The sequence below is a fragment of the Pandoraea morbifera genome, assembly GCF_902459575.1.
Taxonomy (GTDB): Bacteria; Pseudomonadota; Gammaproteobacteria; order Burkholderiales; family Burkholderiaceae; genus Pandoraea; species Pandoraea morbifera.
This window is the reverse complement of sequence record NZ_CABPSD010000002.1, coordinates 360,538-372,977: the sequence shown is the minus strand read 5'-3', so window position 1 is coordinate 372,977 and position 12,440 is coordinate 360,538. Positions and strand designations below refer to the sequence as shown.

The following is a 12,440-nucleotide window of genomic DNA, read 5'->3' as shown; positions in this document are numbered from 1 at the left end:
AGACCCATGGCATCGCCGTATCGTTTGCCTCATGCCGCCATCGGGACGCCTGACGTACCCGGGCATGGCAGGCCGTCGCGAACCAACTAACAGAACGAGAGTGAGCCATGAAGGATTTCCGCAACTTCATCAACGGTGAGTGGGTGTCTAGCGCACGCACCTTCGAGAACCGCAACCCGGTCGACAACAGCCTGATCGGACACGTGCACGAAGCCGGGCGCGCTGAGGTGGACGCCGCCGTGCGTGCCGCTCGCGCCGCGCTGGCCGGGCCGTGGGGCAAGATGACGGTGGCCGCGCGCGTCGACCTGTTGCACGCGGTCGCCGACGGCATCCATCGACGCTTCGACGACTTCCTGGCCGCCGAGATTGCCGACACGGGCAAGCCGCACAGTCTCGCGAGCCATCTGGACATTCCGCGCGGCGCCGCGAATTTCAAGGTGTTCGCGGACATGATCAAGAACGTGCCCACCGAGTCCTTTGCGATGACCACGCCCGACGGCGGCAACGCGGTGAACTACGGCGTTCGCACGCCCCGCGGCGTGATCGCTGTCGTGTGCCCGTGGAACCTGCCCCTGTTGCTAATGACGTGGAAGGTCGGCCCGGCGCTCGCGTTCGGCAACACGGTCGTGGTGAAGCCGTCGGAGGAAACGCCGGCCACCGCCACGTTGCTGGGCGAGGTGATGAACGAAGTCGGCGTGCCGGCGGGCGTCTACAACGTGGTGCACGGTTTCGGCCCCGAGTCGGCGGGTGCATTCCTGACGGAGCATCCCGGCGTGAATGGCATCACGTTTACCGGCGAGACCCGCACGGGGGAAGCGATCATGAAGGCTGCGGCCAACGGCGTGCGTCCGGTGTCCTTCGAGCTCGGCGGTAAGAATCCGGGCATCGTGTTTGCCGACGCGGATTTCGACAAGGCGGTAGCGGGCATCATGCGCTCGGCGTTCGACAACAGCGGTCAGGTGTGCCTGGGCACGGAGCGTGTCTACGTGCAGCGGCCGATCTTCGAGCGCTTCGTCGCCGCGCTCAAGGAACGCGCGGAGTCGCTCAGGCTAGGCGACCCGTACGCCGAGGGCACCAACTTCGGTCCGCTCGTCTCTCAGGTGCATCGCGAGAAGGTGCTGTCGTATTACGCCAAAGCGCGTGAAGAGGGCGCGACGGTCGTGACCGGCGGCGGCGTGCCGGACATGCCGGCGTCGATGAAGGAGGGTGCCTGGGTGCAGCCGACGATCTGGACCGGCCTGCCGGAGACGGCTTCGGTCATTCGCGAAGAGATCTTCGGGCCGTGCTGTCACATCGCGCCGTTCGACACCGAGGAGGAAGTCATCGCCATGGCGAACGCGACGCCGTATGGTTTGGCCGCCACGGTGTGGACCAGCGATGTCGGCCGGGCACACCGCATGGGCGCCGCGCTCGAAGTGGGCGTGTGCTGGATCAACGCCTGGTTCCTGCGCGACCTGAGAACCGCGTTCGGCGGCGCCAAGCAATCGGGCATCGGCCGTGAAGGCGGCGTTCACTCGCTCGAGTTCTATACGGAATTGCGCAACGTCTGCATCAAGCTGTGATTCGACGCGGATCCGCTACGACGCTGGCGCCCGCCCCCGGTTGATTCGCGGGCGGGTCGGCACAAGGGCCTCGCCCACCGCCCCCTCGGGGACGGCTGGCGAGGCCCTTGCCGCCGGATCGGCATGTTGATCCGAATGTCGAACGGCGAGTGGCGGCTTTACTGGCCGATCGCCTGAATCACGCGCGCGAGGCGCGCTGCACCTTCTTCGATGGCCGGCACGTCCGGTGCGGCGAACGACAGCCGCAGCGATGCCTCGTCGGGTGTCTCGGCGAAGAACGCGGTGCCGGGCACGAACAGCACCTTCTCGGCGATGGCCCGCGGAAGCAGCGCACTGGTCTTCACCGACGAGAGGCGCGCCCACACGAACATTCCGCCCTGTGGCACGTGAAACTGGATCGCATCGCCCAGTTGCGCGCGCAGCGCGCCGCACATCGCTTCGCACTTGCGACGATACGCCTCGGTGATCGTCGGCAAGTGTCGTGCGAGCGCGCCATCCGCGAGGTACTCGGCGGCAATCGCCTGCGTCCACGGCACGCTGCACAGATCGACGGTTTGTTTGGCGACCACGCAACGCCGCGCGATTTCGGGCGGTGCGACGGTCCAGCCCACGCGCAGCCCCGGTGCCGCGATCTTCGACAGGCTCGAGAAGTGCACCACCCAGTCACGCGAGCCGGGGACCTCGGCGGTGAGCGCGAGCATCGTCGGCACAGTCTCCCCCGCGAATCGCAGATCTCCGTACGGGTCGTCCTCGACGATCACGAAGCGGTACTTCACGGCGAGCCTCAGCAGCGCGAGGCGTCGCGCGCGCGAGAGTGTGGCACCGGTCGGATTGGCAAACGTCGGCACCGTATAGAGCAACTTCGGTACCGGGGCCTTGCCCTCGCGCAGCCAGGCGTCCAGATGCTCGACGTCCAGGCCGTCGGCGTCGACGGGCATCGTCACGATTGCCGCCTGCGCAAGGCGCAAGGCCTGAAGTGTCGCGGGATACGCCGGTTGTTCGGTCACGACGACATCGCCCGGGGCGACCATCACGCGCAGGAGCAGATCGAGCCCTTGCTGCGAGCCCGTCGTCACGACGAGCGATTCGGCGGCGCACGGCGCGCCGCGCGAGGCCATGAGCGTCATGAGCTGGGTCTTGAGTTCGGCGAGCCCGTCGGTCGGCCCGTATTGCAGGCAACGCGTCGGTTGCGCGAAGGCACGCGCCTGCGCGGCAGCCAGACCTTCGACGTCGAAAAGTTCGCTCGCCGGGTACCCACCCGCGAACGAGATCATGCCCGGCTCGGACAGGTACTTGAACAATTCGCGAATCGGCGAACCGGTCGGTTTGGCAAACGGAGCAGTGAAGGCGTACATGTGAGCGTCGCCGGCGAAGGCGTGACGGATTGGGCGTTGTTCCGCGGGGGGCGAGTCGGGGCGACAGCAGCGCCCCCGCGGCGATATCGGCGGCGGGCGCCGGGGCGTCGTGCCTGGCGCACGTCGTCCCGCACGTCCGCTATCGCGACTTCACTCGATCGAGAAGTCGATGCCTTGCGCGAGCGGCAGGGCGGAAGAGTAGTTGACAGTGTTCGTGGCGCGCCGCATGTAGCCCTTCCACGCGTCGGAGCCCGACTCGCGACCGCCGCCGGTTTCCTTCTCGCCACCAAAGGCGCCGCCGATCTCGGCGCCGCTCGGCCCGATGTTGACGTTGGCGATACCGCAGTCGCTGCCGGCCGACGACGTGAAGCGCTCGGCTTCGCGCAGGTCGTTGGTGAACACGCACGAGGACAGCCCGTGCGACGACGCGTTGTTGGCGTCGATGGCTTCGGAGAAGTCGCGGTACTTGAGTACGTAGAGAATCGGCGCGAACGTTTCCGTGAGCACGACTTCCGTCTGCGACGGCATTTCGACGATGGCCGGCTTCACGTAGAAGCCTTTCTCCAGGCCGGCCACGGTGTGGCGTTCGCCGCCGGTGACCTTGCCGCCCTGGGCGCGTGCCTGATCGAGCGCGGCCTGCATGCGCGCGAAGGCGCCCTCGTCGATCAGCGGCCCCATGAGCGTGCCGCGCTCCAGCGGATTGCCGATGGCGACTTTGCCGTACAGCGTTTTCAGGCGTTCGACCGTTTGTTCATACACGCTTTCGTGCACGAACAGGCGGCGCAGCGTGGTGCAGCGCTGACCGGCGGTGCCCACGGCCGAGAACAGGATGCCGCGCAGCGCGAGTTCCATGTTGGCGCTGTCGGTCACGATGCCGGCGTTATTGCCGCCGAGCTCGAGAATCGAGCGGCCGAAGCGGCGTGCGACTTCCACGCCGACCTTGCGGCCCATTTCGGTGCTGCCGGTCGCGCTCACGATTGCCGAGCGCGGGTCGGCGACGAGCGCCTCGCCCACGTCGCGACCGCCGATGACGAGGGCGGTCAGGCCCTCGGGGGCATCGCCGAATTCGGCAATCACCTCTTCCATCAGCTTGTTCACTGCCAGTGCGGTGAGCGGCGTCTTCTCCGACGGCTTCCACACCACGGCATTGCCGCACACGAGCGCGAGCGCGGCGTTCCACGACCAGACGGCCACCGGGAAGTTGAAGGCGGAGATCACCGTGCACACGCCCATCGGATGCCACGTTTCCGCCATGCGATGGCCGGGACGCTCCGAAGCGATCGTCAGGCCGTAGAGCTGGCGCGACAGGCCGACGGCGAAGTCGCAGATGTCGATCATTTCCTGGACTTCACCCAGGCCTTCCTGAAGGATCTTGCCGGCCTCGAGCGTGACGAGCGCGCCCAGCGCCTGCTTGCGTTCGCGCAGTTTTTCGCCGAGCAGACGCACCAGTTCGCCGCGGCGCGGCGCGGGCACGTTGCGCCAGGCGGTGAATGCGGATTGCGCACGCGCAAGTGCGGCCTGGGCGTCGGCGACAGACGCGCTGGCCACGCGTCCGATCAGTTCGCCGTTGATCGGCGAATGCACGGCGATGTCGCCCGCTTCGGCCAGCTTGGCAATGCCCAGTTCGTTGAGGATGGAAGTTGCGTTCACGTGGATACCCCTTTGGAATTCAGTGTTGGCCGCCGGTGCCGTTCACCGGTGTCGGCAGGTGAGGTGGCGACACGAGCACATGGGTATTGTGCGCCGAGGTCGCCATGGCTCGCTTGACTGGGTTACTTGGCGTTGGCCGTCATCTTGAAGATGCCCTGCGCGTTGCCGGCATCGAAGCGAAGATCGATCTTCCAGCGACGGTTGACGGTGTCGTACTCGCGATGGCGCGTGATGAACTCGTAGAAGGAGCCGGGCACTTCACGCGTCACGATCCCGCCATCCTTGCCGCGGAATTCGCGACGCACCGTGTCGGCGCGATAAGCCGTCTGGAATACGCGGCCCGAACGCGAGCGCTCGACCTCGGGCTTCATCGGGCGACCCTTGGCCTTCTCGGCGTCCGACAGGGCGAAGACGTCGTCCACGCGATCGGTCGCATGGTTGAACGCGTTGCCTTCGGTCGCGATCCAGGCCATCTCGGCGGATTCGGCCAGCAGCAGTTCGTAATCGGCTTCGCTCGGCACGTCGTGCTGGCGCGCGAACGCGCCCACGATCACCGGCAGGAGCGCTTGCGCGATATCGAGCGGCAACGTGCCGTCGCGCTCCAGTTCCCAGAGCTGCGCGACGGCTGCCGGCGTGAGCGGGTCTTTCGAGGTCCCCACCACGCGGGACACCGCGTGCTGGAAGGTCTCGGAGAAGCGTTCCGGATGCAGCTCGCTCACGAAGAACTGGGAGATCTCTTCCGGGGCGTCCTCGTGAGCGTAGGCACGCCCGGTCATGCCCAGACGATCGAGCGGATAGCGGCCATTCGGGCGAAAGCCCAGCGGGCGCAGAATGCGCGTGAAGGCTGCCTCGCCCGGCGGCAGCGCACCGTTGTCGGCCCAGCGAACGGTGCGCAGCGCGCCGTGGTCGAGATAGACGCTGCCGCCTGCGGCAATCGCTTCCTCGGTATAGGTGCGGCCGTTCGGGGAGCGCGCCAGCAAGTCTTCGAACAGCGCCATGTTCATCGCCTGCGCCAGTTCGGCGCGGGTCACGAGACCGGGCTCGCCATCCGACAAAATCGACGGCGAATTGAGCGTGGCGAACAGCGCGTCGGTACGCGCCTGCCCGATCAGGGAAACCAGCAAGGATTGCACATTCGCATTGCGCATCGTGATGTCTCGCAGGGAAGACGCCGTCTCGGGCGGCGTCGCAGGGGGTCGGGGCGGGCATGGGGCGCATTTCCCCATACCTTCTTGCAGTGACAGCATTATTGGAACGGACGCGACGCCCGTAAAGCGAGATAAAATTGCCACTTGATGCCTTTTGGGAATCATCATGCGCAAATTCAAGACGCCCGGCACCGCGGCGCTGCTCGCCTTCGAGGCGGCGGCCCGGCACGAGAGCTTTACCCATGCGGCGCGCGAACTGTTTCTGACGGAGAGTGCCGTGTCTCGTCAGATCGCCACCCTTGAGGCGCAACTGGGCGTACGCCTGTTCGTGCGCGCCAAGCAGCGCGTGGTGCTCACGCGGGCCGGACGTCTGTACGGTACCCAGGTGCGGCGCACGCTGGAGCAACTCGATCGCGACACCCTCTCGATCATGGCGCACGGCAGTGGGGGCGGCTATCTGGAGCTGGCGGTGCTGCCGACCTTCGCGTCGGAGTGGTTGATTCCCAGAATGAAAGACTTCGACGACCGGCATCCGGACGTTCGCGTGAACATGGGCGTGCACACCGACCTTTTCACGTTCGACGAGACGCACTTCGAGGCGGCCATTCACTTTGGTCAACCGACGTGGCCGGGGACGTCGTCGGATTATCTGTTCGGCGAGGAGGTGGTGCCGGTATGCCGGGCGTCGTTGCTGCGGGGGCCGGTGCGCACGGCGGCCGATCTGCTCGCGTATCCGTTGCTGCACTCCACGACACGGCCGAGCGCGTGGACGCAATGGTTCGCCGAGCAACGCATCGAGGACAACCGTACGTTGCAGGGCGTGCGCTACGAGTTGCATACGATGCTGATCGCGGGGGCCGCGGCGGGATTGGGGATAGCGCTCGTGCCGAAGTTTTTCGTCGAGGGGCAATTGCGCACGCTTGGTCTCACGATTCCGTTCGACGTGAAGAGCGTGGCGGGGTCGGCCTATTACCTCGTCTATCCGACCGAGCTCACGCACGGGCAGCCGCTCAGCGTGTTTCGCGAGTGGCTGCTTGGGCAGGCGAGCGCCTACCGGCCGCCGGGCCGGCAGGGCGCTCGGTAAGCGCTCGAACCGCTTGAAGTAAGGATTCCGACGATCGGCGTCGGTTCAGCAACCGGTATAGCGTCCCGGTCGGTGCCACGCCACCACCATGCCGCTCATGGCGACGGCCGACAGTGCCGACCAGGCGACGCGTCCCGCCGGGATCGTGGCGAGCGAAGCGAGCAGGATCGTGCTGTCGATGCAGACCTGCGAGATGCCCGCATTGATGCCGCGCTTGCGTTGCAGCCACAGGGTGACGATACCTGTTCCGCCCACGCCCGCGCCGTGACGGGCGAGCGCCAGGATACCCATGCCGCACAGCGTGCCGCCGACAAATGCCGCGAACAGCGGATTGACGAAGGCAACGTTGAACGTCTTGGGCATGGCCGCCAGTGCGAAGGTGATGCCGAAGCTCGCGACGGTGGACTTGAGCGCAAATCGCGAGCCCATCGTGAAGTAAGCGAACAGGAAGAACGGAATGTTCACCAACGTGAAGATGGTGCCCACCGGTAAGGGAAAGACGTAGGAGGCGAGCAGCGCGATGCCGGCCACGCCGCCGGTGACCAACCCGGCAGCCTTGAGCAGCACCAGACCGACCACCACAAATGCCATGCCGATGACCATCGCATAGATGTCTTCGAACACGGAGTGCGGAACGCCGATTGTGTCGGCTGCCGCAATGACGCCGGATGCGGCGCCCGAATCGTGTTTCATGATCTGCAAGTCAAGTACAACGAGACGGCGCGCCCGACTCTCCTTATGTCGTGACGCACCGCCCAAGATTTCCCGCGTCGCTGTCTCGGGCGACGCGCAGCTTCACAGCGTGTTATGTCGATACCGCAGGCGATTGCGCGAAATTACGCGACGTGGTGGACCCAGCCGAACGGATCCGCGACCTTGCCTCGTTGAATGCCGGTGAGTTGGTCGCGAATGCGCCTGGTGACCGGGCCTTCGCCGCCGTCGCCGATGGTGAATTCGCCGTTCGCGTGGCGCACCTGGCCGATCGCCGTGACGACCGCCGCCGTACCGCACGCAAAGGTTTCCTTCACACGACCGCTGGCGGCATCCGCCTGCCATTGGGCGAATTCGTACGGTGTTTCGTTGACCGTCAGGCCTTCGCGCTTGGCGAATTCGATGATCGAGGCGCGGGTGATGCCCGGCAGGATCGTGCCCGACAGGGGCGGCGTCTGGAGCGAACCATCGTCCATGACGAAGAAGACGTTCATGCCGCCGAGCTCTTCGATCCAGCGATGCTGTGCGGCGTCGAGGAACACGACCTGGTCGCAGCCCTTGGCGCTCGCTTCGGTCTGCGCGATCAGGCTGGCCGCGTAATTGCCGCCGCACTTCGCCGCGCCGGTGCCGCCGGGCGCCGCACGCGTGTACTGGTCCGAGACCCACACGGTCACCGCCGACTTGCCGGGCTTGAAGTAGGGGCCGACCGGGCAGGCGATCACACAGAAAATGTACTCATGCGCGGCACGCACGCCGAGGAAGCTTTCCGAGGCAAACATGAACGGGCGGATGTACAGGCTGCTGCCCTCCGCGCTCGGGATCCATGCTCGATCGATGTCGACCAGCTTTTCCACGGCTTCGAGGAACACGGCTTCCGGCAGATCGGCCATCGACATGCGCTGGGCCGATTCGCGAAAGCGCCTGGCGTTCGCCTGCGGGCGGAACAGGGAGATCTTGCCGTCTTCGCTCCGATAGGCCTTCATGCCCTCGAAGATTTCCTGCGCGTAGTGCAGTACGGCGCAAGCCGGGTCGATCTGGAACGGGCGGCGCGCTTCCACCTTCGCGTCGTGCCAGCCGGTACCCTCGGTCCAGCGGATCGTGACCATGTGATCGGTGAATACGCGGCCGAACACCGGGTTGGCCAGCTTGGCGGCGATCTGGTCGGCGGGGGTGGGGTTGGCGTGCGGCTCCACGACAAAACGCAAAGGATTATCAGCGCTCATGTTTCTTCAATGTCTCGGCAGAGGTGGCTTGAGTCGTCAGTGCCGTTAACGTAAACGGCAACGTGCCAATATTTTCCTCCTTTCGGGGCCCGGCTGTCGACTGAATTCACCGCGAATCCCGTCACGTCGGGGCGCGCAGGCCCTGAGCGCCGGAAAATCTCGGAATTTGACCGTTTTTTGCAGGAAAATCGCGAAAATTCCGCCAACGGGTGACGGGGGATTGCCAGGAGCGGGTTGAAGAGGGGTAACAGTGTGTAAAAAAGCATTTCCGGACACGAGGCGCGCACGCTGGACATTTAAGATCGGGGGCGGATGATGGCGGCAACGCCGGCGGACACGATGTGCCCGGAATGACCGGGTGGGCGCCACGGGCGTTTTGCCAGTCGGGCGGCAAAGGGAAAGGGAGGAGAAGCGAATGAAATCGACGACGATTCGTATGTTGCGTGCCTATCTGCTCGTGGCCTCGCTCGGTGCCGCATGTATCGACGCCTGCGTGGTGATTGCCATGCTGGTGTTCGACGTGCCGGAGTCCGTCTTCACGTCGGCCGATTTCCGTATCGCGATGGCGGGCTCGCTGCTGCTGCTCATGCTCGCAGCGCGGTCGCTGGCCGGTGTCGCCTACCAGGCGGCGCTCTCGAGCCGCCACGCCAGCGTGGACGGCGAGGGGAGAAAGGTCGCGTTGCGCGACGATTGCCCCCATCGCTGGCTTGTCCTGTTTCACATTTTCATCCACCGCCAACCACTGGCCGCCGCGGCCGTCTGAGCCGGTCCGAGATCTGTCGATCTACGGCCGATCCGCGCGCGCCCGCTGAGCGCACGGGCCCGCGGGGACGCCGCGCCGGCCTGCGCTCAGGCGACCGCCTTTCCGGGCGCCTGGGGCACGCCATCGCCCGGGCGTGGCGGACGCGCCATGGCCATCCACTCCTGCACGGCGGGGCGGGCGAACTGACGCCGGGCATAGTCGACGAGCGGCGCAGGAACCACGTCGTCGTTATAGATCAGGCGGTTGAGCATCAGCGCGAGATCGACGTCGGCGATGCACCACGCGTCGAACAGCGACTCACGCCCATCGGGCAGCAGGCTTTGCGCGATGGCGATCAGCTTGCTTGCGGCCGTGAAGCCGGCGTCGGACAGCGGCTCGGCTGCGGGCGCGTAGAAAATCACTTCCGTCGAGCGCTCCGCCCGCAACGCCCCCAGATCGCTGCGCAGCCACGCCTGCACCTGACGCGCTCGGGCACGCGCGCGTGCCTGCGCGGGATAGACAGGCACCTCCGGCGCGATCGTCTCCAGGTATTCGCTGATCGCCGACGATTCCGACAACGTGAAATCGCCATGCACGAGCGTCGGCACGCGGCGAGTGAGCGACATGTCCGCGAAGCGCGACTCGCAATGCGCGCCTTGCAGCAGATCGACGGTGCGCAGCTCGAAGGGCAGCCCTTTCTCGCGCAGCGTGACGAAAACGGAGAGGGCATAGGGGCTGGTGAATTGCGCGTCCACGTATAGCGTGAACGGGGCGGGGGCTGCGGCAGGCACGTGGGACTCCTCGAAAAGTGAACGGCGGGCGACGCGTGACGCCAGGCATGAACTCCGACATCAGCGCCCGACACCCTCGCCCGCACAGGCCTATCTTGCCGCACACCCGCAGTGATAAGCTACGACACGAATCGGCGACCTGCTGTGAGATACGTTCACAGCAGGTCGTGTCGTCGGCAAGCGCCCCATCGTGCCCCATCGTGTCTTACCCCCCCTGGGATTTCGGCCTCCGCCCATGAATGCACAACATCGCTCGCGCCCGCCACTGGCCAACCTGGAAACCGTCTGCCTAGTGGCGCGTCACGGTTCGTTCACCGCGGCGGCCGAGGCGAGCGGCCTGACGCACGGGGCGATCAGCCGCCGGGTCGGCGCCGTGGAAAACTGGCTCGGATGTCCGCTGTTCGAGCGGCACGGGCGCGGCGTGAGTCTGACGTGCGACGGCCAGCGTTTCCTCGGACGCGTCGAGCACGCGTTCGACGTTATCGACGCCGCCGCCGACCAGTGGCATCAGGCACGCAAGACACCGGCCGTGCGCCTGAGCGTGGTGCCGTCGTTCGCCAAGCTCTGGCTGCTCGAACGCCTGAGATCGCTCGAAGCCGGCGAGCCGTTCATCGACATTCAGGTGACGACGGAACACCGCAACGCCGATGTCGCCGCGGGCGAAGTCGACATCGCGCTGCGCTACGGCCGAGGCGGCTGGACAAGTATTGACGCGGAACCCTTGATGTCCGAAACGTTGTATCCCGTCGCGTCGTCGGAGGTTGCGGCGCGCATCGAGGGCGCGGAGGCGGCGCAAATGCTGTCCATGCCGCTGCTGCACGACTCCGATCTGACCGGCTGGCGCGCGTGGTGCGGCGCGCAGGGCGTGAGCCTGCGCCCGCGAGCGCGCGATCGTCGCTTCGAGGATTACACCGTGGTGCTGGCGGCGGCCGAAGCCGGGTTGGGCATCGCGCTCGCCCGAGCGCCGCTGGCCGACAGTTGGCTCGCGCGCAGCCGGCTCGTGCGCGTGTCCGAAGTGGAAGTCGAATGTCCGTTGCAGTACCACATCGTGACCGCCAAACGTGAGAAGCGCCCCGAGGTACTGGAAGTCATCGCCCGTCTGCACGCGGCGGTGCAAGCGGGCGCGCGCACGTGATACCACGAACGTTGCCGCGCGCGCGGGCGGGTTTACCGCACTGCGCACACGCCCGAACGTTGCCTAAAATGCGGCAGCTTCTTGCAGGACGGTACGGCTGGGGATGAACTTACGCTCGCTCGATCTGAATTTGTTGCTCGTGTTCGAGTCGCTGCTGCGCACTCGGAGCACGACGGTGACGGCCGAGGAACTGAACCTCACGCAGTCGGCCGTGAGCAACGCCCTCAAGCGTCTGCGCCTCGCGTTTGGCGATCCGGTCTTCGTGAAGACGCCCCAGGGCATGCTGCCGACCGATCTCGCCAGCTCGCTCGCGCCGCCCGTCACCGAAGGCCTTGCCCTCATCCGCAGCGCGCTCGAGGCGCCGCAGGACTTCGAGCCCGCCAACGCACAACGCACCTTCCGCCTGTACCTGAGCGACATCGGTCAGCTGATCTTCATGCCGAAGCTCATGGCCACGCTCGCGACCGAGGCCCCCGGCGTGCGCATCGTGACCGTCGACACCACGCCGCGCGAGGCGCAGAACGCCATGGCGATGGGTGAGATCGACCTCACGCTGGGCCTGTTCACCCGGTTTTCGTCAGGATTCCATCAGCAACGCCTGTTTCGCGAGCACTATGTCGCTCTGGTGCGCGAGGGACATCCCGCGATTCGGGAGCGGCTTACGGGCGAGGCGTTCCTCGGCGCCGCGCACGCGGTCTATCGTCCAACCGCCGGTAATCACGACCTCTTCGAGACGGCCGTCGAGCAGTGGTTCGCACAGGCGGGGCGCCAGCGGCACGTGGCGTTGCGCATGGCGCATTCGATGGGGCTCTCAGCGCTGATTGCCGCGAGCGACCTCGTGGTGTGCGTGCCCACGCGGCTCGGACGTGCACTCCAGGCCGCCGCCGATCTGCGAACGCACGCATTGCCGTTCAACGGTCCCGAGTTCGACATCTCGCAACTCTGGCACGAGCGCTTTCATGCGGACGCCGGCCATCGCTGGTTGCGCAGCACCATCTTCCGGCTTTTCCACGGCGAAGACTGATCCCGGTCGGCCGCA

At 66.2% G+C, this 12,440-nt stretch carries 11 protein-coding genes; 5 read left to right on the top strand and 6 right to left on the bottom strand.

Annotated features, from left to right (window positions below; all coding sequences use genetic code 11):
• Positions 1–107: 107 nt before the first annotated feature.
• Positions 108–1,562, top strand: coding sequence for a 2-hydroxymuconic semialdehyde dehydrogenase (locus PMO31116_RS05115; protein WP_150565768.1), 1,455 nt, complete (start codon positions 108–110; stop codon positions 1,560–1,562).
• Between the two features lie 158 nt (positions 1,563–1,720).
• Here PMO31116_RS05115 and PMO31116_RS05110 read toward each other — a convergent pair whose 3' ends face one another.
• From PMO31116_RS05110 to PMO31116_RS05100, 3 genes are all read right to left on the bottom strand, one after another.
• Complete coding sequence (locus PMO31116_RS05110) at positions 1,721–2,917, bottom strand: aminotransferase-like domain-containing protein (protein ID WP_150565767.1); 1,197 nt, start codon at positions 2,915–2,917, stop codon at positions 1,721–1,723.
• A gap of 150 nt (positions 2,918–3,067) precedes the next feature.
• Complete coding sequence (amaB, locus tag PMO31116_RS05105) at positions 3,068–4,567, bottom strand: L-piperidine-6-carboxylate dehydrogenase (RefSeq protein WP_150565766.1); 1,500 nt, start codon at positions 4,565–4,567, stop codon at positions 3,068–3,070.
• A gap of 122 nt (positions 4,568–4,689) precedes the next feature.
• Positions 4,690–5,715: a DUF1338 domain-containing protein gene (locus PMO31116_RS05100; protein WP_150565765.1), complete on the bottom strand. Its 1,026-nt coding sequence runs from the start codon at positions 5,713–5,715 to the stop codon at positions 4,690–4,692.
• Positions 5,716–5,881: 166 nt separating this feature from the next.
• Between PMO31116_RS05100 and PMO31116_RS05095 the strand changes: the two genes are divergently transcribed.
• Entirely contained in the window at positions 5,882–6,799 is a 918-nt protein-coding gene (locus tag PMO31116_RS05095) for a LysR substrate-binding domain-containing protein (protein ID WP_150565764.1), read from the top strand.
• A 45-nt stretch (positions 6,800–6,844) separates the two neighbouring features.
• Here the strand turns inward: PMO31116_RS05095 and PMO31116_RS05090 are convergent, their stop codons facing one another.
• Positions 6,845–7,492: a YitT family protein gene (locus PMO31116_RS05090; protein ID WP_150565763.1), complete on the bottom strand. Its 648-nt coding sequence runs from the start codon at positions 7,490–7,492 to the stop codon at positions 6,845–6,847.
• 143 nt (positions 7,493–7,635) lie between these two features.
• Entirely contained in the window at positions 7,636–8,733 is a 1,098-nt protein-coding gene (locus PMO31116_RS05085) for a branched-chain amino acid aminotransferase (RefSeq protein ID WP_150565762.1), read from the bottom strand.
• A 415-nt stretch (positions 8,734–9,148) separates the two neighbouring features.
• Between PMO31116_RS05085 and PMO31116_RS05080 the strand changes: the two genes are divergently transcribed.
• Positions 9,149–9,496 carry a hypothetical protein gene (locus tag PMO31116_RS05080; protein WP_150565761.1) on the top strand — a complete coding sequence of 116 codons (348 nt, stop codon included), beginning with the start codon at positions 9,149–9,151 and terminating at the stop codon, positions 9,494–9,496.
• 86 nt (positions 9,497–9,582) lie between these two features.
• Here PMO31116_RS05080 and yfcF read toward each other — a convergent pair whose 3' ends face one another.
• Positions 9,583–10,266, bottom strand: coding sequence for a glutathione transferase (gene yfcF, locus PMO31116_RS05075; protein ID WP_150565760.1), 684 nt, complete (start codon positions 10,264–10,266; stop codon positions 9,583–9,585).
• Between the two features lie 235 nt (positions 10,267–10,501).
• Here yfcF and PMO31116_RS05070 point away from each other — a divergent pair, with 235 nt between their 5' ends.
• Positions 10,502–11,401, top strand: coding sequence for a LysR substrate-binding domain-containing protein (locus tag PMO31116_RS05070; protein ID WP_150565759.1), 900 nt, complete (start codon positions 10,502–10,504; stop codon positions 11,399–11,401).
• A gap of 103 nt (positions 11,402–11,504) precedes the next feature.
• On the top strand, positions 11,505–12,425 hold the full coding sequence (locus PMO31116_RS05065; RefSeq protein ID WP_150565758.1) for a LysR family transcriptional regulator: 921 nt from the start codon (positions 11,505–11,507) through the stop codon (positions 12,423–12,425).
• Positions 12,426–12,440 lie beyond the last annotated feature (15 nt).

Excerpts from the sequence above, each read along its gene's own strand:
- PMO31116_RS05115 (WP_150565768.1), top strand. The coding sequence starts at position 108 with ATGAAGGATTTCCGCAACTTCATCAACGGTGAGTGGGTGTCTAGCGCA.
- PMO31116_RS05110 (WP_150565767.1), bottom strand. The coding sequence starts at position 2,917 with ATGTACGCCTTCACTGCTCCGTTTGCCAAACCGACCGGTTCGCCGATT.
- PMO31116_RS05100 (WP_150565765.1), bottom strand. The coding sequence starts at position 5,715 with ATGCGCAATGCGAATGTGCAATCCTTGCTGGTTTCCCTGATCGGGCAG.
- PMO31116_RS05095 (WP_150565764.1), top strand. The coding sequence starts at position 5,882 with ATGCGCAAATTCAAGACGCCCGGCACCGCGGCGCTGCTCGCCTTCGAG.
- PMO31116_RS05090 (WP_150565763.1), bottom strand. The coding sequence starts at position 7,492 with ATGAAACACGATTCGGGCGCCGCATCCGGCGTCATTGCGGCAGCCGAC.
- PMO31116_RS05085 (WP_150565762.1), bottom strand. The coding sequence starts at position 8,733 with ATGAGCGCTGATAATCCTTTGCGTTTTGTCGTGGAGCCGCACGCCAAC.
- PMO31116_RS05080 (WP_150565761.1), top strand. The coding sequence starts at position 9,149 with ATGAAATCGACGACGATTCGTATGTTGCGTGCCTATCTGCTCGTGGCC.
- PMO31116_RS05070 (WP_150565759.1), top strand. The coding sequence starts at position 10,502 with ATGAATGCACAACATCGCTCGCGCCCGCCACTGGCCAACCTGGAAACC.
- PMO31116_RS05065 (WP_150565758.1), top strand. The coding sequence starts at position 11,505 with ATGAACTTACGCTCGCTCGATCTGAATTTGTTGCTCGTGTTCGAGTCG.